The 26,982-nt window shown below is 72.1% G+C and carries 21 protein-coding genes; 10 read left to right on the forward strand and 11 right to left on the reverse strand.

The features are described 5' to 3' along the window. Positions 1–77: 77 nt before the first annotated feature. A complete protein-coding gene (locus tag ACZ4D5_RS29235; protein ID WP_467775431.1) occupies positions 78–1,571 on the forward strand; it encodes an ArnT family glycosyltransferase in 1,494 nt (497 codons plus the stop codon). A 229-nt stretch (positions 1,572–1,800) separates the two neighbouring features. On the opposite strand, the gene ACZ4D5_RS29240 is transcribed toward ACZ4D5_RS29235, so the two are convergent. Continuing rightward, positions 1,801–2,805 carry a hypothetical protein gene (locus tag ACZ4D5_RS29240; protein WP_467775432.1) on the reverse strand — a complete coding sequence of 335 codons (1,005 nt, stop codon included), beginning with the start codon at positions 2,803–2,805 and terminating at the stop codon, positions 1,801–1,803. Positions 2,806–2,831: 26 nt separating this feature from the next. Between ACZ4D5_RS29240 and ACZ4D5_RS29245 the strand changes: the two genes are divergently transcribed. The 5 genes from ACZ4D5_RS29245 (at position 2,832) to ACZ4D5_RS29265 (ending at position 9,648) form a co-directional block, all read left to right on the forward strand. Next, the gene (locus ACZ4D5_RS29245; protein WP_467775433.1) at positions 2,832–4,034 is read left to right on the forward strand and encodes a CapA family protein; all 1,203 of its coding nucleotides are present in this window, start codon (positions 2,832–2,834) and stop codon (positions 4,032–4,034) included. 234 nt (positions 4,035–4,268) lie between these two features. Beyond that, a complete protein-coding gene (locus ACZ4D5_RS29250) occupies positions 4,269–6,509 on the forward strand; it encodes a HAMP domain-containing protein (protein ID WP_467775434.1) in 2,241 nt (746 codons plus the stop codon). Between the two features lie 4 nt (positions 6,510–6,513). After that, on the forward strand, positions 6,514–8,079 hold the full coding sequence (gene pgsB / locus ACZ4D5_RS29255; RefSeq protein WP_467775435.1) for a poly-gamma-glutamate synthase PgsB: 1,566 nt from the start codon (positions 6,514–6,516) through the stop codon (positions 8,077–8,079). Next, the gene (locus tag ACZ4D5_RS29260; protein WP_037664152.1) at positions 8,076–8,558 is read left to right on the forward strand and encodes a poly-gamma-glutamate biosynthesis protein PgsC/CapC; all 483 of its coding nucleotides are present in this window, start codon (positions 8,076–8,078) and stop codon (positions 8,556–8,558) included. Before pgsB ends, ACZ4D5_RS29260 begins: the two co-directional genes overlap by 4 nt. A gap of 16 nt (positions 8,559–8,574) precedes the next feature. Beyond that, a complete protein-coding gene (locus ACZ4D5_RS29265) occupies positions 8,575–9,648 on the forward strand; it encodes a C40 family peptidase (RefSeq protein WP_467775436.1) in 1,074 nt (357 codons plus the stop codon). 25 nt (positions 9,649–9,673) lie between these two features. Here the strand turns inward: ACZ4D5_RS29265 and ACZ4D5_RS29270 are convergent, their stop codons facing one another. Then, complete coding sequence (locus ACZ4D5_RS29270; RefSeq protein WP_467775437.1) at positions 9,674–10,042, reverse strand: NTP pyrophosphohydrolase; 369 nt, start codon at positions 10,040–10,042, stop codon at positions 9,674–9,676. A gap of 85 nt (positions 10,043–10,127) precedes the next feature. On the opposite strand from ACZ4D5_RS29270, the gene ACZ4D5_RS29275 reads away from it, so the two are divergent. Further along, on the forward strand, positions 10,128–11,207 hold the full coding sequence (locus ACZ4D5_RS29275; protein WP_467775438.1) for a PLL family lectin: 1,080 nt from the start codon (positions 10,128–10,130) through the stop codon (positions 11,205–11,207). 158 nt (positions 11,208–11,365) lie between these two features. Here the strand turns inward: ACZ4D5_RS29275 and ACZ4D5_RS29280 are convergent, their stop codons facing one another. The 6 genes from ACZ4D5_RS29280 to ACZ4D5_RS29305 form a co-directional block, all read right to left on the reverse strand. Beyond that, entirely contained in the window at positions 11,366–12,415 is a 1,050-nt protein-coding gene (locus ACZ4D5_RS29280; RefSeq protein ID WP_467775439.1) for an LCP family protein, read from the reverse strand. Between the two features lie 245 nt (positions 12,416–12,660). Continuing rightward, on the reverse strand, positions 12,661–14,793 hold the full coding sequence (locus ACZ4D5_RS29285) for a 3-hydroxyacyl-CoA dehydrogenase NAD-binding domain-containing protein (RefSeq protein WP_467775440.1): 2,133 nt from the start codon (positions 14,791–14,793) through the stop codon (positions 12,661–12,663). Beyond that, a complete protein-coding gene (locus ACZ4D5_RS29290; RefSeq protein WP_467775441.1) occupies positions 14,790–16,016 on the reverse strand; it encodes a thiolase family protein in 1,227 nt (408 codons plus the stop codon). The genes ACZ4D5_RS29285 and ACZ4D5_RS29290 overlap by 4 nt, the downstream gene beginning before the upstream one ends. A 322-nt stretch (positions 16,017–16,338) precedes the next feature. Further along, complete coding sequence (locus ACZ4D5_RS29295; RefSeq protein ID WP_467775442.1) at positions 16,339–17,604, reverse strand: HRDC domain-containing protein; 1,266 nt, start codon at positions 17,602–17,604, stop codon at positions 16,339–16,341. Between the two features lie 78 nt (positions 17,605–17,682). Further along, positions 17,683–18,345 (reverse strand): response regulator transcription factor, encoded by a 663-nt coding sequence (locus ACZ4D5_RS29300; RefSeq protein ID WP_030687574.1) that lies wholly within the window; start codon positions 18,343–18,345, stop codon positions 17,683–17,685. 226 nt (positions 18,346–18,571) lie between these two features. Then, the gene (locus ACZ4D5_RS29305) at positions 18,572–19,231 is read right to left on the reverse strand and encodes a DUF3000 domain-containing protein (RefSeq protein WP_362334608.1); all 660 of its coding nucleotides are present in this window, start codon (positions 19,229–19,231) and stop codon (positions 18,572–18,574) included. 86 nt (positions 19,232–19,317) lie between these two features. Between ACZ4D5_RS29305 and hemE the strand changes: the two genes are divergently transcribed. Continuing rightward, entirely contained in the window at positions 19,318–20,391 is a 1,074-nt protein-coding gene (hemE, locus tag ACZ4D5_RS29310) for a uroporphyrinogen decarboxylase (protein ID WP_467775443.1), read from the forward strand. Between the two features lie 237 nt (positions 20,392–20,628). On the opposite strand, the gene ACZ4D5_RS29315 is transcribed toward hemE, so the two are convergent. From ACZ4D5_RS29315 to ACZ4D5_RS29325, 3 genes are all read right to left on the reverse strand, one after another. Then, the gene (locus ACZ4D5_RS29315; protein WP_467775444.1) at positions 20,629–21,555 is read right to left on the reverse strand and encodes an NAD-dependent epimerase/dehydratase family protein; all 927 of its coding nucleotides are present in this window, start codon (positions 21,553–21,555) and stop codon (positions 20,629–20,631) included. Between the two features lie 614 nt (positions 21,556–22,169). Next, positions 22,170–23,549 carry an FAD-dependent oxidoreductase gene (locus tag ACZ4D5_RS29320; RefSeq protein WP_467775445.1) on the reverse strand — a complete coding sequence of 460 codons (1,380 nt, stop codon included), beginning with the start codon at positions 23,547–23,549 and terminating at the stop codon, positions 22,170–22,172. A gap of 93 nt (positions 23,550–23,642) precedes the next feature. Further along, the gene (locus ACZ4D5_RS29325) at positions 23,643–24,593 is read right to left on the reverse strand and encodes a DUF4349 domain-containing protein (protein WP_467775446.1); all 951 of its coding nucleotides are present in this window, start codon (positions 24,591–24,593) and stop codon (positions 23,643–23,645) included. A 125-nt stretch (positions 24,594–24,718) separates the two neighbouring features. Between ACZ4D5_RS29325 and hemG the strand changes: the two genes are divergently transcribed. Next, positions 24,719–26,182, forward strand: coding sequence for a protoporphyrinogen oxidase (gene hemG / locus ACZ4D5_RS29330; RefSeq protein ID WP_467775447.1), 1,464 nt, complete (start codon positions 24,719–24,721; stop codon positions 26,180–26,182). A gap of 4 nt (positions 26,183–26,186) precedes the next feature. Further along, positions 26,187–26,915: a hydrogen peroxide-dependent heme synthase gene (gene hemQ / locus ACZ4D5_RS29335; protein ID WP_467775448.1), complete on the forward strand. Its 729-nt coding sequence runs from the start codon at positions 26,187–26,189 to the stop codon at positions 26,913–26,915. Positions 26,916–26,982 lie beyond the last annotated feature (67 nt).

Consider the following 26,982-nt stretch of genomic DNA (forward strand, 5'->3'; position numbering starts at 1 on the left):
TCTTTCGGTACGCCTTCTTCTCCAGCCCCGTATGTCCCGATCCGTCGGGAAGTGCGGGGCCGGATAGCGTGCACCGTATGCTCGCCGCGCCCTCCGCATCACTACGCTCCGTACGCAATCTCCGGGTGCCGGGCCCCCGCAAGGAGTACGTCCCCGACGGGGGCATCCGGGACCCGTACTGGCCCCGGCTCCTCCCGCTGCTCGCCGCCCTGGCGTGGGTGACCCGGCTGCCGTCCTTCCGGTGGCCGCTGTGGAACCCCGACGAGGGGTATCTCGCCGTCCAGGCACGGATGTTGGCGCACGGCGGTGAGCTCTACGAGACGGTCGTCGACCGCAAGCCGCCGCTCGTCCCCTGCCTGTACGCGGGCGCCTTCGCGCTCTTCGGCGACGCCTCGCTGCTGCCGCTGAAGATCCTCGCGGTCGCCGCGCAACTGCTGACCGCGGTGCTTCTGGTCTCACTGGCCCGGCGCCGCTGGGGCGACGGCGCGGGCCGTACGGCAGGCGTCCTCTACCTGCTGATCTCGATCGGCCTCAACCCGGAGGACGCCCAGGCGGCCACCTTCGAGATCTTCATGCTGCCGTGCACGGCGGCCGCCGTGTGGTGCGCGGACCGCCGCAGATGGGGCGCCGCGGGCGCCGCCGTCGCCTGTGCCTTCCTCGCCAAGCAGACCGGGGGAGCGGTGCTGCTGCCGGTCGCCTGGCTGCTGTGGCAGAGCGGGGCCGCGCGGCGGGACGTGCTCCGCCTCGCGGCCGGGCTGTGCGGTCCCGTCCTGGCCGCGGCCCTGCTGACGACGCCCTCGGGGTTCCTGTTCTGGACGGTGACGGGATCGGGTGCGTACGCCTCCTTCACCGGCTCCGAACTCCACGTCCTGGGGCGGGGTTTGGTGAACGCGGCGATCCTCGCGGTGGCCTGCGCGGGGATCATCCCGCCGGTGGTGCGCGTCCTGCGGGTCGCGCGGACCGGGGCGGGGGAGCTGTGGCTGTGGCTCGCCTCCTCGGTGGGCGCGGTGCTGCTCGGCTTCCACTTCTTCGGGCACTACTACCTTCAACTCATGCCTCCGCTCGCCCTGTTGGGCGCGGCGGCGCTGCAGATCCTGCCGCGTGAGCGGACGGTGCGGGCGATCGTCGCCTCGGGGTGCGGGTGCGCGGTGTTCCTGGCGTGGGGGCTGCTTGTGCCGCGGCCGGAACTGGCGCACGCGGTACGGCTCGCGGAGACGGTCCGTGCGCATACCGCTCCGCGGGACCGGGTGTTGTTCTGGGGGATGCATCCGGAGGCGTACTGGCTGGCGGACCGGGCGCCCGCCAGCCGCTATCTGACGGCGGGGCTGCTCACGAACTACAGCGGGGGGCGGAACGGGCCGCAGGTGGGGGAGAAGTACGGGGTCGCCGGCGCTTGGCCCGTGTTCCGTGAGGAGTTGCGGGCTCGCCCGCCGGTGATGGTCGTCGACGACTCCCGGGGCAAGCCGTTCGCGCCGGAGCGGGTGCCTTCGCTCCGGCGGGTCTTGGCGGTGGGGTATGAGCCGGTGATGTGGGTGGAGGGGGCGGTGGTGTATGTGCGGGTGGAGGGGTAGGTGTGGGGGCGTGACGTGTGGGTTTTCGTCCGCGGGTTGGTTGTGGCTGGTCGCGCGGTTCCCCGCGCCCCTATCGGGGCACGGAACCTGACGGGCGGTGGATCGGCCCCGTAAGGGGCGCGGGGAACCGCGCGAGCAACCACGAACCACCCGCACCCGACGACGCGACTGGGCGCCCCTTCAGGGGCGCGGGGAACCGCGCGGCAAGCCCCCACCGCCCCGCAGGCCCTCACCCGCGTTGCCACCCCCGCGCCACCGTCGACAGGGCCTCAACCGCTCGTCGCCCGTCCTCGCGGTCCTCGCGGATGCGCGGGCCGAACTCCACGTGGAGGAACGGGACGTCGCGGGCGGCGGCCGCTCGGCCCTGGATGTTCGTGCGGCCGGCCAGGGGGCAGTCCCTGGCCCACGCACGGCAGACCTTGTAGCCGCGGTCCTTGAAGGCGTCCGCCAAGGCGCGAGCCTCCCGCACCGCCTTGTCGCCGCTGCCCGTGGAGGCCACCACGTCGTACCCGGGAGCGGAGTCGTCCGCCATGCCGTGCAGTTGGACACCCGGCAGCCCCCGCCGGACCAGCTCGGCGCAGATCGCGTGGAACACCGTGTCCCTGCGGTGCGCGACGTCCGCCCCGTCGCCGCGGCCCGCTTTGCGATGCGCGCCCGCGATCACGAGGATGCCGCCGGGCGAGCGGCGCAGGAGCTCCGCGCCGAGCCGTTCGGTGTTCCGGTCGGCCACGGGGTGCGGCACCTGCACGGACCAGCGCGCCGGGCCGTCGAGGTCGATGTAGACCCGGCCCCAGCCGCGCGGCGCCGCGCCGTCCTCGGAACGGTCGGCGATCTCCGCGTACCGCCGTCCGTCCGCCTTGTCGGTGACCGTGCGGACCGCGAAGTCCACGTCGGACAGGCGCCGTTCGGCCTCGGATCGCCGGTGGTCGAGGAGGAGCGCGACCCCTTCGGTGATCGTGCGGCGGTCGGTGCGCGAGGGGCTGCGGTATCCGCTGTCCTCGTGGAAGCCCGCGGTGTATCCGGTGATGAGCTCCGTCAGGTCGTCGGTGTTCTCGGCGTTGTCGTCGTTCCGGCCCCCCGGGGCCGCGGTGGAGGGGCGGCCTTCGTCGCCCCCGTGCTTTCCGTCACCCCCCGAAGGGCCCCCGCACTGTGCGAGGCTCAGGACGGCGGCGGTGACGAGGGCGAGAACCCCGAGCTTCTTTGCGTTCGCGATCGGCCGGGTGCGGGAGTTCATCATGGTCGTATAAAGATATCCCTGTGATGACACGTCCCTTCCGCAGGCATTTCGTGACCTGTGCCGCATCCTCGCTCCTGCTGGTCGCCACCGCCGCCTGCGCCCCCTTCGGCGACGACGACAAGGCCGCCGCGTCCGGCCGCTCGTTCACCGTCGCCGCCGCGGGCGACATCCTCATCCACCCGCAGCTGACCGAACAGGCGCGCAAGGACGCCAAGGTCACGGGCAAGGGGGAGAAGGGCCTCGACTTCGGTCCGATGATGGCGGGCGTCAAGCCGGTCGTCAGCAAGGCCGACCTCGGCATCTGTCACTTCGAGCCGGTCGTGGGCAAGCCCGGCGGCCCCTTCCAGAGCTACCCCGACTTTCTCGTGCCGCCGCAGATCGCCACGGCGGTCAAGGGCGTCGGCTACGACCAGTGCTCGACCGCGTCCAACCACACCCTCGACCACGGTCCCGCGGGCGTCACCCGCACCCTGAACACCCTCGACAAGGCGGGCCTGCGGCACACCGGTTCGGCACGGAACGCCGCAGAGGCGGACAAACCGCTCATCACCGATGTGAAGGGCGTCAAGGTCGCGCAGATAGCTTTCGCCTTCGGGTTCAACGGCCGTGAGGTGCCGAAGAACAAGCCCTGGATCGTCAACCAGAACGACTTCGACGCGATCGCGGCGGCCGAGAAGAAGGCGCGCGACGCGGGCGCCGACGTCGTGATCCTCAGCATCCACTGGGGCCGCGAGAACCAGCCCAACGCCAGCTCCCCGCAGCTCGCCCTTGCCCGCAAGATCGCGCGTGAGACCGGGATCGACCTGGTCATCGGCCACCACGCGCACGTCGTCCAGCCGATGGAGAAGGTCGACGGCACCTGGATCGCGTACGGACTCGGCAACCAGATCGCCCGGCACGACGTGCCCAGCGGGCTGACCGAGGAGGGCGTCATCGGCTGGTTCGAGTTCGTCGAGCGCGGCGGGAAGTGGGACGTCGACGCCAAGTACGTGCCCACCTTCGTGGAGATCCCGCCGGACCCGGACGAGACCGGCGCCCTGCCGAAGGACGCGGTGAAGGACCACCGGCTCCTCGACGTGGCCGCCGCGCTCAAGGACGGCGACGACCTCGGCGAGCAGCAGCGCTCGCGCTACCGCCTCGCCTTCGAGCGCACCCAGGGCACGCTCCTGAACCGCGGGGCGAGCAAGGACGGGCTGGCGCCGCTGGAGGAACTGCCCGCAGGCTGAACGGGCGCCGCACGCGCCGTGAACGAAACGTTCACGGCGCGTGTCAAACCCCTGCCCGACGCGAGCTAGCTCACATTTCACTTACTTCCTACATCCCTCCTCGGGTGTCCCGGGTCAAAGCTTTCCGGAACGCATCACTGTGCGCGTTCCACCCCCCACGTCACTCCAGGAGAGGAGCACCCCTTGGCCGCTTCGCGTTCGAAGCGGCGGCACAAGGTCCGCCGAAGGACCGACATGTCCCTGCTGGGTGGCATTCGTCCGCCCATCGCCGTGCTGTCGGTCCTGCTCCTCGCCCTCGCGGGCATCACCGCCCTGACCCTCGGCAGGGCCGGCCAGGAGGCCGTGCCCAAGGCCGTCAAGCTGTCCCAGCAGCACTTCGCGGAGGACGGCGCCATCGCGCTGCGCGCCTCCATCGACGAGTCCGTCACCGACCTGACCCGCACCGCCGAACTCTTCAGCGCGGGCGACCCGGTGCCCGCCGACGCCGTCCTCGACAAGACCGGCAGCGTCTACCAGAAGTGGATGGGCACCGCGATCGTCGAGATCGCCTCCGGCAAGCTGCTCGCCGCCCGCGGCGAGAACCTCCCGCTCACCGCCATCGACCGCGGCGAGCTCGCGAAGGAGGACGGCCTCGCGCCGCGCATGGTGCGCCTGGAGAACGGCGAGACCCGGCTGCTCTCCTTCGCCCTGCTCACCTGGAAGGGACAGCCGCAGCAGCTCCTGGTCGCCTCCAGCAGCCTGCGCTTCCCCGGCATCAGCCTCGGCAAGTTCCGCTCCATCGCCGTCGTCGACCAGGACGGCCACGTGCTGAGCACCGACGGCATCCCCGAGCCCGAGCAGGTCCTCACCGACCTGCAGCGCGACGAGGTCAAGCAGTCCAACAAGCAGCTCAAGGCGTTCGCCGAGACCGCCGCGAAGAAGGCGCGCACGCATCCGCTGATGTCCAAGGAGCCGGGCTCCGGCGGCTTCCTCGGCGTCAGCGGCCACCTCACCGGCGAGCGCTACCTCGGCGAGCGCGCCATCGGCGGATACGCGAACCTCGCCGGGCCCGAGGCGGGCGAGTCCACCGTGGCGACCCGGCTCGGCCTCACCGTCGTCGCGATGGTCCCGGTCGCCGAGGACCCCACGGCCACCAGCGACTCCGCCTTCGGCCTGATCGCCGCGGGCGCCCTCCTGCTCATCGGCGGGCTCACGGTCTTCCTGCTCCTGAGGACCGTGCAGCGCCCGCTGATCCAGCTCTTCCTGGAAGGCCGCCGCCTCACCCGCGGCGACCTCGACCGGCCGGTCACCGTGCCCAGGCACGGTGAGGCGGCCCGCGTCGGCGCCGCCCTCGAACGCCTGCGCCGCCAGCTCCTCGGTGAACCCGCCGAGCGCCAGGAGCAGCGCCCCGCCCGCCGCCGCAGGTTCGGCAGCCGCACCCTGATCGCGCTCTGCGCGGCCCTGCTGCTCGCCTGGTCCGCGCCGCTCCTGCTGCTCCTCAACCGCGCAGGCGACACCGTCGTCGTACCGCAGCAGATGGTCAACGACCAGCGCGAGCGCACCGACACCCTCACCGACCGGGTCCGCCGCGCCCTCAACGAAGGCCACGCCGACCTCACCTCGGTCGCCTCGCTCATGGGCGACCGCACCGAGCCGTCGGACATGACCAAGGTCCTCCAGAGCACCCTGAACCAGCACGGCCGCTACCAGTCGCTCTACGTCCTCGGCGCCGACGGCAAGATCGTCGCCAAGGCCGGCGGCGACCCCCGCAGCCCCTCCGGCAAGGGCCCGTCCGACCAGCCGATCCGCGTCGTCGACGAGGGCGGCAAGGAGCCGGTGATCCTCGGCACGGCCGAGGTGCCGGGCCGTGAGGGGGCCGCCGTGGTCGGCGAGTTCCGCATCGACTTCCTCAACTCGCTGCTCAAGCGCCCAGGACTCGGCGAGGTCCGCGTCGTCGACGACGAGCGCCGGGTGATCGGCGCCAACACCGGGTACCGCGAGTTCGAGGAGCTGCCCGGCGGCCGCCTGAACGCGCTCGCCGAGGGCACCGGACAGAAGGTCGGCCTCAGCCCCCGCCCCAGCGGCGTCCTCTACCGCGACGGCGACGACATCCAGATCGCCGCCGCGGCGCCGTTCGTCGGCGGCGGCGCGGCCCGCTCGCTCGGCTGGACCGTGGTCAGCTGGCAGCCCGCGTCCTCCCTCGCGATCCCCGCGTACAGCTACCAGAACCGCACGGTCCTCGCGGGACTGCTCGGCATCACGGCCGCCGCCGCCTGCCTCGGCTGGCTGCACATCGTCGTCGTACGTCCGCTCAGGCACCTCGCCGACCAGGCGGAGGCGCTCGCCGACGGGGACCGCCGCACCGTCCTCTACCCGCGCCACCACGACGAGGTCGGCGCCGTCACCCGCAGCCTCGAACTCATCAGGCAGCAGCTGCCGACGGGCACGCAGCGCAAACGGGACGGCGTCACGGCCGGCCTCGCCGGAAGGAACTGAACCCGTGCTCTTCCTCTACACCGTGCTCGTGGTGTGCTGCGCGATCCTGCTGGCCGCCGGAGTCGTCGAACAGCGGCGGCACTTCACCAACCTGGCGCACATCCCCACCCGTGTCCTGGTCAACGGCATCCGCGGCAAGTCCTCCATCACCCGCCTGTGCGCGGGCGCGCTGCGCGGCGGCGGGCTCACCACGGTCGCCAAGACCACCGGCACCGCGGCCCGGTTCATCCACCCGGATGCCACCGAGGAGCCCGTGTACCGCAAGTTCGGCATCGCCAACGTCGTCGAGCAGATCGGCATCGTGCGCCGCGCCGCCGCGTACAACCCGGACGCCCTGGTCATCGAGTGCATGGCGGTCATGCCGGCGCTCCAGGAGATCAACCAGTCCAAGCTGATCCGCTCCACGATCGGCGTGCTCTGCAACGTCCGTGAGGACCACCTCGCCGAGATGGGCCCGACCCTCGACGACGTGGCGCGCTCGCTCTCGCGCTCCATGCCGGAGGGCGGCATCTGCGTCACCGCCGAGAAGGACCGCTTCGACATCCTCAAGGAGGAAGCGGACGCGCGGAACTGCGAGCTGATCTACGCCGACCCGGAGACGGTGACGGACGAGGAGCTGCGCGGCTTCAGCTGGTTCACCTTCAAGGAGAACGTGGCCATCGCGCTGAAGGTCGCCGAACTCCTCGGCGTGGAGCGCAAGACGGCGCTCCAGGGCATGTACGACGCTCCGCCGGACCCCGGTGTCCTCTCCGTGGAGCGGTACGCGACCGAGGACGGCAAGAAGCTCCGCTTCGCCAACGTCTTCGCGGCCAACGACCCCGAGTCGACGCTGATGAACATCAACCAGCTGCTCGACCTCGGCGCCATCCACCGTCCGCTCAACGTCGTCATCAACTGCCGTCCCGACCGCGTCGAGCGCAACGGCCAGATGGGCGAGATCATCCCGGACCTGAAGCCGGAGAAGGTCTTCGTCATCGGCCACCCCGCCAAGTCCGCGATCGACGCGATCCCCGCCGACTGGCGCTCGCGCGCCGTCGACCTCGGCGGCGACCGGCGCGACCCCGAGGAGTTCGTGGGCCAGATGCTCGCGCAGCTCGCCCCCGACTCCTCGCTCGTGGCGATCGGCAACATCCACGGCCAGGGCGAACTGCTCCTGGAGCACCTCGCCGAACTCCCCGCCGACGAGAGCGAGGAGCCCGCGCGGGCAGCCGCGCAGCCCGCGGGGAACACCGGCGACCCGGTGGAGACGATGCAGCTGTACGTGCCGCGCATCGACCCCTACCAGCACTATCCGGAGGCGTACGAGACGCGGTACACGGAGCCGCTGCCGCAGGTGTACGTGCCGGAGCAGCGGCACGAGACGTACACACCTCAAGAGGCCTACACGCCTCAGGAGGCCTACGCGCCTCAGGAGACGTACGCGTCCCAGGAGGCCTACGCGCCCCAGGAGACGTACGCCCAGCCTCCCGAACCCCCCAGGACCCGCGGCCTGTTCGAGCCGCGGGTGCCGCCCGCACCGCCCGCCGCAGACGACTACCAGCAGTGGCACAGCCCAGGAGAGCCCCGTTGATTCCCTCCGTCCTCACCCCCGAGATCGCCGCGGTCGGCATCGCGCTCGGGCTGCTCTTCTCCCTGGTCTGCTATCTGACGACCAACCTCTCGCCCGGCGGCATGATCACGCCGGGCTGGCTGGCGCTGACCCTCGTCGAGGACCTCCAGCGCGCGGCCATGGTGGTCGGCGTCACCGTCCTGACGTACGTCGGCACCCTGCTCATGCAGCGGTTCGTGATCCTCTACGGCAAGCGGCTCTTCGCCGCGGTCGTGCTGCTCGGCGTGACGCTCCAGGCCACCGTCATGATCGTGCTCTCGCTGGAGTTCCCGCTGATGTACAGCAACCAGACGCTCGGCTTCATCGTGCCGGGCCTGATCGCCTACCAGCTCGTGCGCCAGCCCAAGGGGCCCACGCTGCTGGCCACGGGCTCGGTGACGCTCATGGCCTACGTCGTCCTCACCGCCGGGATCCTCCTCGGCTTCATGCCGTCCGCCTGATTCCCAGGAGTCATTCATGCCGCCCAAGAAGAAGCGTCCCGTCCTGCACGCGGCGACCGTGCTCGCCCTGCTCGCCGGCAGCGCCTACCTGACCGTGGAACTGCGCAAGGACGAGGAGGCCAAGGCGCCCAAGGTGCAGGCCGTCACCGACACCCCGGGGCTGAGCAACAGCACGGGGCAGCAGGGGAGTGGCAAGCAGACCTGGGAGCGCCTGAAGAACCCCGACCGCTCCGTCCTGCGCACCGACGGCGGCAAGGTCCTCGCCACCTTCACGGACGGCGCGCGCACCGCGACGCTGACCGGACCGAGCCGCACCTTCACCGAGCCCGCCAACACCAAGTCCCGTGTCGTCACGAACGACTGGGTGCGGCTGATGCCGGAGACGTGGCGCGAGGGCGCGGAGAAGGAGAAGTGGTTCAAGGACTGGTACAAGGAGTTCTCCGGCAGCGAGGAGGACGACATCTTCGCGACGGCGTTCCAGTACGTCGAGGGGGCCCCGGTCAAGAAGGACGACGAAGGCATCGCGTACGCGGGCGACGCCAACTTCGGCCCGCTGAACCCGAACGGCAGCGCGGGCAACGACCTGCGTCTGGAGGAGTCCGACTTCTACGACTACCTCGGCATCCCGTACACCTTCCGCAACGGCACCACCATGCAGCCGGAGAAGGCGCGCGCCCGCTCCATGGACTGCTCGGGCTTCATCCGCACGGTCTTCGGCTACCGCGCCCGTTACCCCCTGATGGCCACGGACAAGGTCGGCGACGGCCTGCCCCGCACCGCCAACGGCATGGCACGCGGCAAGGTCGGCACCGACGTCATCGAGCTCAAGGGCGTCGGCGCGGCGGACCGCCCCAAGTCCATCGACGTGGTGCAGCCGGGCGACCTGGTCTTCTTCAAGCTGGACGCCCGCACCAAGCAGCGCCTGGACCACGTCGGCATCTTCCTCGGCCACGACGCCGACGGCCACAAGATCTTCATCTCCAGCCGCGAGGAGGTCAACGGTCCGACGATCGGCGACAAGGGCGGCACGTCCCGCCTCGACGGGAACGGGTACTACGCGTCGACGCTGCGCAGCGCCAAGCGGATCTAGCGGTTCCAGGGGCTCCGGCGGTACTTCAGGGCCGCACGGTCCGGGGACCGGCGCACTCCGCCCCCGACTCGCCCACCCTGCGCCGCAGTTCGCGGTCGGCCGTGACCACCAGGCACGGCCGGCCCGCCGACTCGGCGGCCAGTTCCACGATGCGGTCGTCGCCGCTGCCGGGCGCCGAGTCCACCCGTACACCGGGCACGGACCCGACGCCTCGCGCTGCGCCCTCCACGACGAGCACGATGTCCAGCGGGCCCGGGTGCCCGGGCAGGCCTTCCGATGCGTACGCGACGAGGGAGTCCCGCAGGCGCTCGGCGGCCCCGCGGCGGTCGCGCCACCAGCCGTCGGGGACGGAGCCGACCACGTTCGCGGCGTCGACGACGACGAGAGTTGTCATGCGGCAAACGTAAACTAATCGGCAGAACCCTGTGCCTGCGCGCAGGCGATCCTGATCGTGGAAGTGGAAAGGGTGGCGCCGAGCCATGCCGTCGAGGTCCACCAGCACCGGTGCCCCGGAGACCGCCCGCTGGCTGCTGCGCGGCCGCGACGGACGCCTCAGCGCGTACGCCCGCGCGAAGGGCGGGCTGCTGCGCTGGACGGAGACCAGGCCGGGCGGCCCGCAGTGGTCGGGCCCCGACTTCTTCGAGGCGCCCGACCTCACCTACCTCACGCTGGCCCAAGGCGCCGACGGATACGTGCACTTCCTGGGGCGCAGGGAGCGCCGGGGCGAGGGAGCCGACGCCGGAAAGGCCGTCGTCGACATCGTGCACTCCATCCAGTACCAGTCGGGTCGGCCCCTCATGGACTGGCGCTCGCTCGGCAATCCGCACACCAAGCTCGTCGAGCGCGCCCCGCACCTGGGGGCGCCCTGCGCCGCGGTGGACGCCGCGGGCACCGTCCACGTCTTCGTGCGGGACGCGGTGGGCAGCGTACGGATGCGCCGCGAGGGCAAGGGCGGCAAGTGGGAGGGGTGGAAGGACTTCAAGGTCCGCGACACCCTGGACGGCACGGTCGCGCTCGCCACGGCGGCGGGCCGCGTGGAGGTCCTCGCCCCGGCCGCCAAGGCCACGCTGCGCTGGGCCCAGGAGGAACAGGGCGGTGAGGTGCGGCGCGCGGACGACATCCCGCTCGCCCCGGCCCCCGGCTCCGGCACGGCCCTGGAGACCGCCCCCGACCGCCTCACGTACTACGCGGCCGCCGTCGGCGGCGACGGCGTCCTCGCCCAGCGCCCTGCCGACGGCGGTCCCGCGATCCCCCTCGGCGGTTCTCCGGGGCCGGGCCCCATGGCGGCCCTGCGGACGACGGTCGACGGCCACGACTGCACGGTCCTCGCCCACCGCACGACCACGGGCCGGCCGGCGCTCGCCGCGTTCCCCACGGAGGACGAGGCGGCGGGTCTGTGGTGGGCCGAGACGGGCGAACCGTGCCTGGGCGCACCGGCGTTGGCGCTCGACGCGCGGGGCCGCGTGGTGATGGCCGCGATCGGCCTCGACGGCACACTGCGCCTGGCCCGCCAGACGGCGGAGCCGGGGCTGGCGCTGGGGGCGTGGGGCAGGGCCTGACCACGGAGAACCGCACCCGGCCGCATCAGCCCAGCCGCATCAGCCCACCCGAACCAGCGCCCCCGGACAGCCCACCCGCACGAGCGCCCCCGAACAGCGCCCCCGAACCAGCCCACCCGCACCAGCGCCCAGGCCAGTGGCTCAGGCGGTGCGGCTCCTCATGAACTCCCGCCCCGCGCCGGTGACTTCCTGGCCGCCGCGGGCACCCGCTCGTCCGCCTTCAGGGCCCGCCACACCTCATCGGCCTGCGGCTCCGCCGCCACGACGCGGTTCGGGTCCCGCTTGTCGTACTCCACCGGCAGCATGACCGTGTCCGTCGTCGACGGGCTGAGCCTGCCGAGCCCCTTGGCGAACTCCATGAGGTCCGTGAAGGAGCCGAGCCCCGAGTCGGTGGTCAGCGCCTTGGTCGCAGCGTTCGCGACCTTGTACAGCTTCGCCGGGTTGGTCAGCACCCCCTGCTGCTTGATCTCCGCGAGCGCCGCGAGCACGAACTTCTGCTGCAGCCCGATGCGGCCGAGGTCGCTGCCGTCCCCGACGCCGTGCCGGGTGCGGACGAAGGCGAGCGACCGCGTGCCGTCGAGGCGGTGCGTGCCGGCCGCCAGGTCGAGGCCGCTGTCCTTGTCGTGGATGGCCCGGTCGGTGGTGATCGTCACCCCGCCGAGCGCGTCCACCAGATCCTTGAACCCGGCGAAGTCGATCTCGACGTAGTGATCCATGCGGATGCCGGTCATGGCCTCGACCGTCTTGACGACACAGGCCGGACCGCCGCTGGTGTACACGGAGTTGAACATCACGCGCCGCGCCTCGGGCAGGTCCTCGCCGGACCGCGTGGCGCACTGCGGCCGCGTCACCAGGGTGTCGCGCGGGATGCTCACCGCGGTCGCCCTCGCCCCGCCCGCAGGCAGGTGCACCACCATCGCGGTGTCGGAGCGCGCCGTGCCGCCGGTGTCGCCGCCCGCCAGGCCCTTGTTCGCGCCGGAGCGCGAGTCGGAGCCGAGGACGAGGATGTCCTGGGTGCCGTTGTCGTCGTCGGCGGGGCGGTCCTTGCCGAGCGCGGAACTGATGTCGACGGTGCTGAGGTTGCCCATCAGATGCCGGTACGCCCAGTAGCCGAGGCCCCCGCCGAGCACGAGCAGTCCGACGAGGGTCCCGGACACGACTCTGCGGACCGTCCGCCCGCGCTTCTTCCCACGGGGTTGCCTGGCCATGATCGTCCCTTCCGAACGGACGCCGCACGACGCCCCGTCCAGTTCGACGGTGCGCCGCGGCGGCGGGTTCGGGGAGAAGGTCCCTTTCCTCGGGACGGAAGTCCCGATTGCGCGGGACCCGCGCGGGCCGGGGGCCACCGCGCCGCCGTACGGACGGCCGGAACACGAAGGGGCCGTACGGGATCAACTCCCGTACGGCCCAGCCGTATCGACGCTTCGAGGCTTCGCGGCCCCGAGCCGAAAGGTTACGCCGGGACGCTCGCGACGCCCTGCGCCAGGAACCGCTTGCCGTTCACCCGCTCGCTGACGCCCTCACGGTCCAGGTACGGCGTGATGCCGCCCAGGTGGAAGGGCCAGCCCGCGCCGGTGATCAGGCACAGGTCGATGTCCTGGGCCTCGGCGACGACGCCCTCGTCGAGCATGAGCCCGATCTCCTGCGCCACGGCGTCCAGGACGCGGTCGCGCACCTGCTCCTCGGTCAGGACGGAGTCGCCCTGCTTCAGGAGCGCGGCGACCTCGGGGTCCAGCTCCGGCTTGCCGGAGTCGTACACGTAGAAGCCGCGCTTGCCGGCCTTGACGACGGCGGCGAGGTTCGGGGAGACCGTGAAGCGCTCCGGGAAGGCGCGGTTGAGGGTCTCGGACACGTGCAGACCGATGGCGGGGCCGACCAGCTCCAGCAGGACCAGCGGCGACATCGGCAGACCGAGCGGCTCGACGGCCTTCTCGGCGACGGCCACCGGGGTGCCCTCGTCGATGACGTTCTGGATCTCGCCCATGAAGCGGGTGAGGATGCGGTTCACGACGAACGCCGGGGCGTCCTTCACGAGCACCGCGGTCTTCTTCAGCTTCTTGGCGACGCCGAAGGCCGTGGCCAGCGAGGCGTCGTCGGTCTGCTCGCCGCGCACGATCTCCAGGAGCGGCAGGATCGCGACCGGGTTGAAGAAGTGGAAGCCGACGACCCGCTCGGGGTGCTTCAGCTTCGACGCCATCTCGGTCACCGACAGCGAGGAGGTGTTGGTGGCGAGGATCGCGTGCGCCGGGGCGACGGCCTCGACCTCGGCGAACACCTGCTGCTTGACGCCGATCTCCTCGAAGACGGCCTCGATGACGAAGTCGGCGTCGGAGAAGCCCTCGGCCTTGTCCAGGACACCGGAGACGAGCGCCTTGAGGCGGTTCGCCTTGTCCTGGTTGATACGGCCCTTGAGGAGCAGCTTGTCGATCTCCTCGTGGACGTAGCCGACGCCCTTGTCCACGCGCTCCTGGTCGATGTCGGTCAGCACGACCGGCACCTCCAGGCGGCGCAGGAAGAGCAGCGCGAGCTGCGAGGCCATCAGACCGGCGCCGACGACGCCGACCTTGGTGACCGGGCGCGCCAGGTTCTTGTCCGGGGCGCCCGCGGGGCGCTTGGCGCGCTTCTGCACGAGGTTGAACGAGTAGATGCCCGCGCGCAGTTCACCGCCCATGATGAGGTCGGCGAGCGCGACGTCCTCGGCGTCGAAGCCCTTCTGCAGGTCGCCGTCCTTGGCGGCCGCGATGATCTCCAGGGCGCGGTAGGCGGCCGGAGCGGCGCCGTGCACCTTCGAGTCGGCGATGGCACGGCCGCGCGCGACGGCGGCGTCCCAGCCCTCGCCGCGGTCGATCTCGGGCCGGACGACCTCGGTCGAGCCGTTCAGGACGGACGCCGTCCAGATCAGCGACTGCTCCAGGAAGTCGGCGCCCTCGAAGAGGGCGTCGGCGATGCCGAGCTCGAAGACCTGCTTGCCCTTGAGCTGGCGGTTCTGGTTGAGCGAGTTCTCGATGATGACCGAGACGGCCTTGTCGGCGCCGATCAGGTTCGGGAGCAGCGCGCAGCCGCCCCAGCCCGGGACCAGGCCGAGGAAGACCTCGGGCAGCGAGAAGGCGGGCAGCGCCTTGGAGACGGTGCGGTAGGTGCAGTGCAGACCGACCTCGACGCCACCACCCATGGCGGCGCCGTTGTAGTAGGCGAAGGTCGGCACGGCAAGGCCCGAGAGCCGCTTGAAGACCTCGTGGCCGCCCTTGCCGATGGCGAGCGCGTCCTCGTGGTGCTTGAGCAGCTCCACACCCTTGAGGTCGGCGCCGACGGCGAAGATGAACGGCTTGCCGGTGATGCCGACGCCGACGATCGCGCCCTCGGCCGCCTCCTTCTCGACCTGGTCGATCGCGGCGTTGAGGTTCGCCAGCGAGGCCGGGCCGAAGGTGGTCGGCTTGGTGTGGTCGAAGCCGTTGTCCAGCGTGATCAGCGCGAAGCGCCCGGCACCCTGGGGGAGGTCGAGGTGGCGTACGTGCGCCTGCGTGACGACCTCGTCGGGGAACAGCTCGGCGGCCCCCTTGAGGAGCTCAGCGGTGGTGGTGCTCACTTCTCGCCTCCGGCGTCCTTGTGGTGGGGGTTCTCCCAGATGACCGTCGCGCCCATGCCGAAGCCGACGCACATGGTCGTGAGGCCGTAGCGGACCTCGGGCTGCTCCTCGAACTGCCGCGCCAGCTGCGTCATCAGGCGTACGCCGGAGGAGGCGAGCGGGTGGCCGAACGCGATGGCGCCGCCGTACTGGTTGACGCGGGCGTCGTCGTCGGCGATGCCGTAGTGCTCCAAGAAGGCGAGGACCTGGACGGCGAAGGCCTCGTTGATCTCGAAGAGACCGATGTCGTCGATCGAAAGCCCTGCCTGGGCGAGGGCCTTCTCCGTCGCCGGGATCGGGCCGTAGCCCATGACCTCGGGCTCGACACCCGCGAAGGAGTAGGAGACCAGCCGCATCTTGACCGGCAGGCCGTTCTCGCGGGCGAACTCCTCGGAGGCGATGAGGGAGGCGGTGGCGCCGTCGTTGAGACCCGCGGCGTTACCGGCGGTGACGCGGCCGTGCGTACGGAACGGCGTCTTGAGTCCCGCGAGGTTCTCCAGCGTCGTGCCCGGACGCATCGGCTCGTCGGCGGTGGCGAGGCCCCAGCCGGTCTCGCCGGCCTCCTCGTTCGTCCGGCGTACGGAGATCGGCACGAGGTCGGCCTGGATCTTGCCGTCGGCGTACGCCTTGGCGGCCTTCTCCTGGGAGCGCACGGCGTACTCGTCGGCGCGCCGCTTGGTGATGCTCGGGTAGCGGTCGTGCAGGTTCTCGGCGGTCATGCCCATGAACAGGGCGGACTCGTCGACGAGCTTCTCGCTCACGAACCGCGGGTTGGGGTCGACGCCCTCGCCCATGGGGTGGCGGCCCATGTGCTCGACACCACCGGCGACGGCGATGTCGTACGCACCGAAGGCGACGCTGCCCGCGACGGAGGTGACGGCGGTCAGGGCACCGGCGCACATGCGGTCGATGGAGTAGCCGGGCACGGACTGCGGCAGACCGGCGAGGATGCCGGCGGTGCGGCCGATCGTCAGACCCTGGTCGCCGATCTGCGTGGTCGCGGCGATGGCGACCTCGTCGATCTTGGCGGGGTCGAGGTCCGGGTTGCGGCGCAGCAGCTCCCGGATGGCCTTGACGACGAGGTCATCTGCACGGGTCTCGTGGTAGATGCCCTTCGGGCCCGCCTTGCCGAACGGGGTGCGGACGCCGTCCACGAAGACGACGTCCCTGACGGTACGAGGCACGATGGCTCTCCTCCAGGGTGCGGGTGCGCCTGCGGCGCGCTTCCTGGGGTCATGCTACTTGTCAGTAACTATGTGGCCAAGGCCCGCCTCGGGGAGGCGAAGGTCACACTCCTCGACGCCCCCTCGCCCGCTGCCCGGCGCCGGGGCTTCACCCGCCCGTGCCGCCCTGCGGCACGCCTGCCCGCAGGGGGCGGCAGCGCACTCGCCCGAACGCGAACCACCCACCCGCCTGTCCACCCCGCGGTGCGGGGCGAACGGGTGGGTGGGCGGGCGGAATCCGCCGCGATGCGGCGGTCGAGGGCGCGGGCCCGACGGCCCGCCGTCAGCCGAGCGCCGTGACCAGAACCGGCGTGACCAGAGTGATCTGCCACTGCCGTGCGCCGTGTCCGGCCAGCGCGGCGGCGACCGCATCACCGTCCACCCGAGCCGGAGGCTCCCAGCAGACGCGCCGGACCGTGTCCGGAGTGATCAGGTTCTCCTGCGGCATGTGCAACTGCTCGGCGAGAGCCGACACCGCGGCCCGCGCGGCGGAGAGCCGCGCGGCGGCGGCCGGGTCCCGGTCCGCCCAGGACCGCGGCGGCGGAGGCCCGCTCACCGCCTGCCCCGGCTGCGGAAGTTCGGAGTCCGGCAGCGCCTTGGCGCGGTCGACCGCGGCCTGCCACTGCTCCAGCTGACGCCGCCCCATGCGGTGCCCGAACCCGGTCAGTCCCGCGAGCGCGTGCACGTTCGGCGGCAACGCCAGCGCCGCCTCGACGATCGCGCCGTCACTGAGCACCTTGCCCGGCGACACGTCACGCCGCTGCGCGATCCGGTCGCGCGCGGTCCACAGCTCCCGTACGACCGCCATCTGGCGGCGCCGCCGCACCTTGTGCATGCCGGACGTCCGCCGCCAGGGGTCCTTGCGGGGCGGCGCGGGCGGCGCGGAGGCGATGGCGTCGAACTCCTCGCGGGCCCACTCCAGCTTCCCCTGCCGGTCGAGCTCCTTCTCCAGGGCGTCGCGCAGGTCGACGAGCAGCTCGACGTCCAGCGCCGCGTACCGCAGCCAGGGCTCGGGCAGCGGTCTCGTGGACCAGTCGACGGCGGAGTGTCCCTTCTCCAGTACGAAGCCGAGCACGCTCTCGACCATCGCGCCGAGCCCCACGCGCGGGAACCCGGCGAGCCGCCCCGCCAGTTCCGTGTCGAAGATCCGCGACGGAACCATGCCTATTTCCCGCAGGCACGGCAGATCCTGGGTGGCGGCGTGCAGCACCCACTCGGTGTCGCCGATGGCCTCGCCGAGCCCGGACAGGTCGGGGCAGGCGACGGGGTCGACGAGAGCGGTGCCCGCGCCTTCGCGACGGAGCTGTACGAGATAGGCCCGCTGGCCGTACCGGTAGCCGGACGCGCGTTCGGCGTCGACGGCGACGGGGCCGGTGCCCGCGGCGAAGGCGGCGACCGTCGCGGCGAGGGATTCCTCGTCGGCGATCACCGGCGGCACGCCGTCACGCGGCTCAAGCAAAGGGATCGGCGCCGTTTCGACGTCGTCCGGAGGGCCGCCTCCGGTGGTTCGCAGTGAGCTGTCTTCTGCGGTCTCTTGGGCGTCGGTCACCTGTCAAGGGTATCTGTGTATGGACAGCGCCCGTCGACGGAACGTTCCGTCGACGGGCGCGAGAGGGTTGTAAATCAGTCAGTGGATGATTCCGGTACGCAGCGCGACCGCCACCATCCCCGCCCGGTCACCGGTGCCGAGCTTGCGCGCGATCCTGGCGAGGTGGCTCTTGACGGTCAGGGCGGACAGGCCCATCGAGACGCCGATGGCCTTGTTGGACTGGCCCTCCGCGACCAGGCGGAGCACCTCGACCTCACGGCCCGACAGCTCGCGGTATCCGCCGGGGTGGCTCGGGGCGCCCGGAGGGCGGCGGTGCATTCTGGCGGCGGCCGAGCCGATGGGGGCGGCGCCGGGACGGGTGGGGAGTCCGACGTTCGTACGCGTACCGGTGACGACATAGCCCTTGACGCCGCCCGCGAGGGCGTTGCGCACGGCACCGATGTCGTCGGCGGCGGAGAGGGCGAGGCCGTTGGGCCAGCCCGCGGCACGGGTCTCGGAGAGGAGCGTCAGGCCGGAGCCGTCAGGAAGGTGGACATCTGCGACGCAGATGTCACGCGGGTTGCCGATGCGGGGACGAGCCTCAGCGATGGACGAGGCCTCGATGACGTCGCGCACACCGAGCGCCCACAGGTGGCGGGTGACGGTGGAACGGACGCGGGGGTCGGCCACGACGACCATGGCGGTCGGCTTGTTCGGGCGGTAGGCGACCAGGCTTGCGGGCTGCTCGAGGAGAACGGACACCAGGCCTCCTGGGGTGGCGGGACGGGGCCGGCTCGGGGATGAAGCCGGGACGAACCGTGCTTTTCAAGGTCACAAACCTCTTCGGCACCAAACCCGCCCGCCTTTAGGGAATGATCACGATTTAGTGAGCAGCAATTGGGGCAATTCGGACACGTGCTCGATCATCCGAAGATCAAACCGAACACGCCCCCTTCCGAGTGACCCCACGGAGGCCCGAGCCGGCGGCTCAGGGGGAGAGCGGTCCCCGCCGCTGGGGCAGCGACACCACGGACCCGTCCCCGGGCCCCGCGGGCGGCAGCCCCGCGATCTGGCAGAGCAGATCGCACCACGCCGCGAGATGCGCCCCCGCGTCCGGCACCCCACCGGCGCCCTCCCGGGGCGTCCACGAGGCCCGGATCTCGATCTGCGATGCGGGCGGCCGCTCGGAGAGCCCCCCGAAGTAGTGCGAGCCCGCGCGCGTCACCGTGCCGCTCGCCTCGCCCGCCGAGAGCCCGCGTGCCCGCAGCGCCCCGGTCAGCCAGGACCAGCACACCTCCGGCAGCAGCGGGTCCGCCGCCATCTCCGGTTCCAGCTCGGCCCGTACGAGCGTGACGAGCCGGAAGGTGCCCTGCCAGGCGTCGTGTCCCGCCGGATCGTGGAGCAGTACGAGCCGCCCGTCCGCGAGGTCCTCGTCGCCGTCCACGACCGCCGCTTCCAACGCGTACGCGTACGGCGCGAGCCGCTGCGGCGGACGCGTCGGATCGATCTCGATCTCCGGCCGCAGCCGTGCCCCCCGCAGCGCGTCGACCGCCGCGCGGAAGGGCAACGGAGCCGAATCCGTCACCTTCCCCTCCGAACTCTCCATCTCGCCAGCGCCGTCCGACCGTTGTCCCTGAGCCGCAGCCATGCGGGGAAGGTTAAGGGGAACGGCGCCTTCGCGCAGGGAGAGACACCCGTCAGGGGGTCCCCCGGTCAACGTGCGAGACTTTCCGCGTGAGTGCCAATGACAGCCGGGGCCCCATGGGCCGGCAGAACGCAGCGACGTACGACTCCCCGTTCATGAAGGCGTGCAGGCGCGAGGCCGTGCCGCACACGCCGGTGTGGTTCATGCGCCAGGCGGGGCGCTCACTGCCCGAGTACCGCAAGGTCCGCGAGGGCACCGCGATGCTGGAGTCCTGCATGCGGCCCGACCTCGTCACCGAGATCACGCTGCAGCCGGTGCGCCGCCACCACGTCGACGCCGCGATCTACTTCAGCGACATCGTCGTACCGCTGAAGGCGATCGGGATCGACCTCGACATCAAGCCGGGCGTCGGGCCCGTCGTCGAGAACCCCATCCGCTCGCGCGCCGACCTGGCGCAGCTGCGGGACCTGACCCCCGAGGACGTGCACTACGTCACCGAGGCGATCGGGATGCTCACCGGCGAGCTCGGGTCGACGCCGCTCATCGGGTTCGCAGGTGCGCCTTTCACCCTCGCGAGTTACCTCGTGGAGGGCGGGCCGAGCCGCAACCACGAGCACACCAAGGCGCTGATGTACGGCGACCCGCAGCTGTGGGCCGACCTGCTCGACCGGCTCGCGGAGATCACCGCCGCCTTCCTGAAGGTGCAGATCGAGGCGGGCGCGAGCGCCGTGCAGCTCTTCGACTCGTGGGTGGGCGCCCTGTCGCCCGCCGACTACCGGCGCGCGGTGATGCCCGCGTCCGCGAAGGTCTTCGACGCCGTCGCCCCGTACAACGTGCCCCGCATCCACTTCGGCGTCGGCACGGGCGAGCTGCTCGGTCTCATGGGCGAGGCGGGCGCCGATGTCGTGGGCGTCGACTGGCGGGTGCCGCTGGACGAGGCCGCGCGCCGCGTCGGGCCCGGCAAGGCGCTGCAGGGCAACCTCGACCCGGCCGTCCTCTTCTCCTCGCGCGAGGCCGTCGAGGCCAAGACGGACGAGGTGCTCGCCGCCGCGAACGGCCTGGAGGGGCACATCTTCAACCTCGGTCACGGCGTCCTGCCCAGCACGGACCCCGAGGCGCTGACCCGCCTCGTGGAGTACGTCCACACGCGCACCGCCGTCTGAAAGATGTCCGAAAAAGGTCCCTGCCCGAACGGGCAGGGACCTTCTTCTGTTAAAGGCGTCCCCGGCGAGGGTCGCGCCACTCGTCCCGGTTCGGCTTCCCGTGCGTCGAGGAGGGGCCGGTGAGAGGTCGTCGAGAGGCCGGGGCGGTGGGTGTCGGCGTGTGCCGGGAGGAAGGGGACGGAGCACATCGGGGCGAGCGATGTCGAGCCGTCGCCCGCCTTTCCGGCCGCCCGCGCCTCACCGTGCCTTCCCTGCCGTCCGCGCCAGGTGCGGGGCGCCGTCCGAGGCCCAGAGCGCGGCCAGCGACTCGCGCAGGGTGAACCGGGGCTGCCAGCCCAGCTCCCACTTCGCCGCGGTGACGTCGGCGCACTGCCAGGACACCGCGGCCCGGTGGCCGGCCGTGCCGCGTGCCTCCTCCAGACGCCCGGTGAAGCCCGCCTCGTCGATCAGGCCGTGCACCAGGTCGCGGACCGGCACGGCGCGGCCGCTGCCGATGTTGATCAGGCGCGGCAGCTGCCCCGGCAGGGCGAGGGACTGCGCCACGGCCTGCGCGACATCGCGTACGTCGACGAAGTCCCGGTGCGCGGACAGGTCGCCGACCCGCACCGTGCCGTGCGGGCGGCGGCATACCGCGCGGCTCAGCTCGGCGGTGAGGCGGCCGGGAAGACCGGCGGCCGGGGCCCCCGGCCCCACCGGGTCGGTGACCCGCAGCACGACCGCGTCGAGCTCCGAATCGAGCACGGCGAGGGTGCCGGCCAGCTTGGTGGCTCCGTAGGGGGTGACGGGGCGGGCCGGGTCGTCCTCCGGGGTGCGTTCGCCGACGCGGGTCGGGCCGTACTCGGCCGCCGAGCCGAGGTGCACCAGGCGCGCGTTCGGCGTCGCCGCGTGCAGGGCCTCGCAGAGGACCGCGGGGCCGCGGGAGTTGACCTCGGCGAGGGGACGCGGGCCGCCGCCGACCGCCCCCGCGCAGTTCACCACGGCGTCCGGCGCGGCCCGGATCAGCTGCTCGGCGAGGACGCCGGGGGTGGCGGTGGCGAGGTCGATCCGGAGGTCGTCCACGGGGGCGCGGCCGCCGCGGAGCAGCCGCACGCCCGGCACGGCGCGCAGCAGCTCCGCGATGTGCTCGCCCAGGTACCCGGTGGAGCCCAGGATGAGAATCCGCACGGTCGCGTCACGCTCCCTTGCGGAGGGGCTGGCGGTGCGGGGCGAACTCCGTCGTCCGCGGGCCCGCTTCGGGGCGGGCGCAGGCGCGAAGCAGAGCGACGGCGCCGAGGGCCGCCGCTCGTGCGGTGTGATTCATGCGGTGTGTGGTCCCCTCCACGGACGGGCCGAGGGGGTGTCTCCACCCCGCGCCCCGTCCCCCGACGGCGCGGACACCTGTCGCAGTGTGTGTCCGTGCCGCTCTGACGCGTCACATGGTGCGGTCCACCTGTGGGGTCTGTGCTGATTCCGTGAAACCTGGCGCAAAAAAGTTGGCACTGCGTCAGGGGTGGCGGCGCGCGGCGGCAGGGGAGGGCGATGGGCTGCGGAGTCATGGATTCCGCGCAACCGTGGCCGCTCAGGAGGGTCGTCGGATCGTGCGCCGCCGAAGCGTGCCGGATACACGTGCCGCGTGTGGGCGCGCTCCCGCGGGGCGCGAATCAGGGGTGGCGGGAACCCTCCTGATTCGGCCAGGCGGAAGGTGGCGAGGTGTCAACGCCCTTGCGTAGCAAGCGCGTTCTGACCTGCGTGGCAAGCGCGTTCTGCCGCCGGAGGAGGGGCGCGAACCAGACGCGCCGTCAATCGGCGCGCACCGCCGCCACCGCCTTGCGGGCCGCCACGAGGACCGGGTCCCAGACGGGGGAGAAGGGCGGGGCGTAGCCCAGGTCGAGCGCCGTCATCTGCTCCACCGTCATGCCCGCCGTCAGCGCCACCGCGGCGATGTCGACCCGCTTGCCCGCGCCCTCGCGGCCGACGATCTGGACGCCGAGCAGCCGCCCCGTGCGCCGCTCCGCCAGCATCTTCACCGTCATCAGGGCCGCTCCGGGGTAGTACCCCGCCCGGTTCGTCGACTCGATGGTCGCCGTCACGTACTGCAGGCCCGCCGCCCGCGCGTCCTTCTCGCGCAGGCCCGTGCGGGCGATCTCCAGGTCGCACACCTTGCTGACGGCCGTACCGACCACGCCCGGGAACGTCGCGTACCCCCCGCCCGCGTTCGAGCCGACGACCTGCCCGTGCTTGTTCGCGTGCGTGCCGAGCGCGATGTGCCGCTCGCGCCCCGACACCAGGTCGAGGACCTCCACACAGTCCCCGCCCGCCCAGATGTTCTCGTGCCCGCGCACCCGCATCGCGAGGTCGGTGAGCAGACCGCCGTGCTCGCCGAGCGGCAGCTCCGCCTCGCGTGCCAGCGTGGTCTCGGGGCGTACGCCGATGCCGAGCACCACCACGTCCGCCCGGTACTCCGCGGCCTCCGTGGCCACCGCCCTGACCCGCCCGTCATCACCCGTGAGGATCTTGGTGACCTCGGCGTCGTTCACCATCTCGATGCCCATGCCGGTCATCGCCTCGTGCACCAGGCGCCCCATGTCGGGGTCGAGCGTGGACATCGGTTCCTTGCCGCGGTTGACGACCGTGACGCGGTAGCCGCGGGTGATCAGGGCCTCCGCCATCTCGACGCCGATGTAGCCCGCGCCGATCACCACGGCGCGGCGGCCCTCCGTGCGCGCCAGGGTGTCGAGCAGCGCCTGCCCGTCGTCCAGGGTCTGCACCCCGTGCACCCCCGGGGCGTCGATGCCCGGCAGCGCCGGACGGACCGGCCTGGCCCCGGTGGCGATCACGAGCTTGTCGTACGCCGTCCAGTACTCCTCGCCCGTCTCCAGCTGCCGGGCGAGCACACGGCGGCCCGCGACGTCGATCCGGGCCACCTCCGTGCGCATCCGCAGGTCGATCGACCGCTCCCGGTGCTGCTCCGGCGTCCGGGCGATCAGGTCGTCCCGGTCCTCGACGTCGCCGCCCACCCAGTAGGGGATGCCGCACGCCGAGTACGAGGTGAAGTGGCCGCGCTCGAACGCGACGATCTCCAGCTCGTCCGGGCCCTTGAGCCTGCGTGCCTGTGACGCGGCCGACATGCCGGCCGCGTCGCCCCCGATGACCACGAGTCGCTCTTGTGTGCTGCTCATGGGACCACGCTAGGCGCTGCTCCGGCGGAGCGGCGAAGACCTGCGGGTGAGTGGGGGCGCAGTTCCCCGCGCCCCTTACGGGGCGCCACAGCTTCAGTCGTCGTCGCCCTGCACGGGCTCCACCTCCGGGTGGCGCCGCAGCCGGGTGCGCACGATCCGCAGCCACAGCGCGAGCAGCAGCGCGAGCACCGCCGCGAACGGCAGTACCGCGGCGAGGGCGACGGCGATCCAGCGCAGCATCGTGACGAACGCGTCCCAGCCGCCCGAGAGCGCGTCCATGAACGTCGGGTCGTCGTCCTTCTCCTCCGCCTTCACCGCGCTCTCGCTCAGCGACAGCGTGATCGTCGCCATGCTCGTACGGTCCTTCAGCGAGGCCTGCTGGGCGAGCAGCGCCTCCAGATCGGACTGACGGGTGCTCAACTCCCCTTCCAGGGTCACCACATCGCTCAGCTTGGTCGCCCTGTCCATCAGCTCCCGCACGCGCGCCACGCTCGCCCGCTGCGACTTGACGCGGCTCTCCACGTCGACGACCTGGTCGGTGACGTCCTGCGCCTTGGCCTCGCGGTCGATCAACGTGCCGGTGCCTTCGAGGGACTTGAGGACCTCCTCGTACCTCTCCTGCGGGACGCGCAGCACGACACGCGTGCGTTCGCGGCCCTCGGAGTCGCGGGTGGTGTTCTCGTTCCCGACGATGCCGCCCGCGTCCTCGGCCGCCGCGCGGGCGTCCGCCAGGGCATCGGGCACGTCCTTGACGCGCACCGTCAGCTTCGCGGTGCGGATGACATGCGAGCCGGTGAGCTTCGGCGGCTTCTTCGCGCCGGACCGATCGGCCTCCGACTTCCCGGAGTGGCCCGAATCCGCACCGGCCGCCCCGTCGTCCCCGGCCTCGGCCCGCGCCGCCTTGTTGTCGCCGCCGCTGTCGCTGTCGCCCGCTCCGCCCGTGCACCCCGTGACGGCCAGGGCGAGCGCGAGCAGCAGCCCGGAAAGGGCCCGGAGCGTGCGGTGCCGGGGCGGGCGGTGGGTGGACCTGCTGGACGTGTGCATCGACGTACCCCCCGAGGGACGTGGTGACTGGTGCTCCTACGACGCCGGGCAAGGGCGAAACGGTGGTTGCCGACCGGTCCCGATGCGGTCACGGTCGGGACTCGACGGTCTGAGAGAGTGGGGCCATGCGCGCAACGGACACACGCACGGGGAGCGGCCACGCCGTCGTCATCGGGGGCGGGATCGCGGGCCTTGCCGCCGCGCACCGGCTGCTCGCCACCGACCCGCGGACGCGGGTGACCGTCCTGGAGGCCTCCGACCGGCTCGGCGGCAAGCTGCACGCCGGCGAGATCGCCGGGGTCGGCGTCGACCTCGGCGCCGAGTCGATGCTCGCCCGCCGCCCCGAGGCCGTCGCGCTCGCCCGCGAGGTGGGCCTCGCCGACCGGCTGCAGCCGCCCGCCACCGCCACCGCCGCGATCTGGACCCGCGGCGCCCTGCGCCCCATGCCCAAGGGCCACGTCATGGGCGTGCCCAGCGACGCGTCCGCCCTCGCGGGGGTCCTCTCCGAAGAGGGCCTGCGCCGCATCGAGCGGGACCGCGAGCTGCCGCCCACCGAGGTGGGCGACGACGTCGCCGTCGGCACGTACGTGGCGGCGCGCCTCGGCCGCGAGGTCGTCGACCGCCTCGTGGAGCCGCTGCTCGGCGGGGTCTACGCCGGGGACGCGTACCGCATCTCGATGCGCTCGGCCGTCCCGCAGCTCTTCGAGGCCGCCCGCACGCACGACTCCCTCACCGAGGGCGTGCGCGCCATCCAGGCCCGCGCCGCGGCCCATCAGCAGACCGGGCCCGTGTTCATGGGCATCGACGGCGGCATCGGCCGGCTGCCGCTCGCCGTCGCCGCGTCGGTACGCGCGCGTGGCGCCGAGATCCTCACGAACACGCCGGTCACCGAGCTGGTGCGGACGGCCGACGGCTGGCGCGTGGTCACGGAAAGCGGCCTCTACGAAGCCGATGCCGTCGTCGTCGCCCTGCCCGCGCCCGCCGCCGCGCGCCTCCTGGACGCCGCGTCGCCCGCCGCTGCCGCCGAGCTGCGCACCGTCGAGTACGCCTCCATGGCGCTGACGACCCTCGCGTACCGACGCGACGAGATCGACCTCCCCGAAGGCAGCGGTTTCCTCGTGCCGCCCGTCGACGGGCACACCATCAAGGCGTCCACCTTCGCCAGCCGCAAGTGGGGCTGGATCGACCGGCAGAACCCGGACCTGCTCGTCCTGCGCACCTCCGTCGGGCGGTACGGCGAGACGAAGATCCTGGAGCGCGACGACGCCGAACTCGTCGACGTCTCACGGCGCGACCTGCGCGAGGCCACGGGCCTGACCGCCACGCCCGTCGCCGCCCGCGTCACCCGCTGGAACGACGGCCTCCCGCAGTACCCGGTCGGCCACCACGCGCGCGTGGCCCGCATCCGCGCCCACGTCGCCGAGCTGCCCGGCCTCGCGGTCTGCGGAGCGGCGTACGACGGCGTCGGCATCCCCGCGTGCGTCGCCAGCGCCAACGCCGCCGTCGACCAGCTGGCCGGTGACCTCACCGGTGTGCAGGAGCTCACCCGCAACCCGGTGCAGAGCCTGCACGGCGGCGGAGGAGAATAGCCGCATGAGTGACGACGCCCCCGCCAAGACCCCCAACGCCGGCAAGAAGGCCAAGGACCTCAACGAGGTCATCCGCTACACGCTGTGGTCCGTCTTCAAGCTGCGCGACGTGCTACCCGATGACGGTACGGTCCGCGCGGGCTACGCCGACGAGGTCCAGGCCCTGTTCGACCAGCTCGCCGCCAAGGACATCACCGTCCGCGGCACCTACGACGTCTCGGGCCTGCGCGCCGACGCGGACGTCATGATCTGGTGGCACGCCGAGACCGCCGACGAGCTGCAGGAGGCTTACAACCTCTTCCGCCGCACCAAGCTGGGCCGCGCCCTGGAGCCGGTCTGGTCGAACATGGCGCTGCACCGCCCCGCCGAGTTCAACAAGTCGCACATCCCGGCCTTCCTGGCCGACGAGACGCCGCGCGACTACGTCAGCGTCTACCCCTTCGTGCGCTCCTACGACTGGTACCTGCTGCCCGACGAGGACCGCCGCCGCATGCTCGCCGACCACGGCAAGATGGCCCGCGGCTACCCCGACGTGCGCGCCAACACGGTCGCCTCGTTCTCCCTCGGCGACTACGAGTGGCTGCTCGCCTTCGAGGCCGACGAGCTGTACCGCATCGTCGACCTCATGCGTCACCTGCGCGCCTCCGAGGCCCGTATGCACGTACGCGAAGAGGTGCCGTTCTACACCGGCCGCCGCAAGTCGGTCGCGGAGCTGGTGGAGGGCCTCGCCTAGCCGGTAATTCGCTTGCCGCGCCCACGGGGGTGCGGGTTTCATCGAGAGGCCGGACCCTGTTGGGCCC

The sequence above is a fragment of the Streptomyces sp. NPDC025651 genome, from assembly GCF_055558735.1.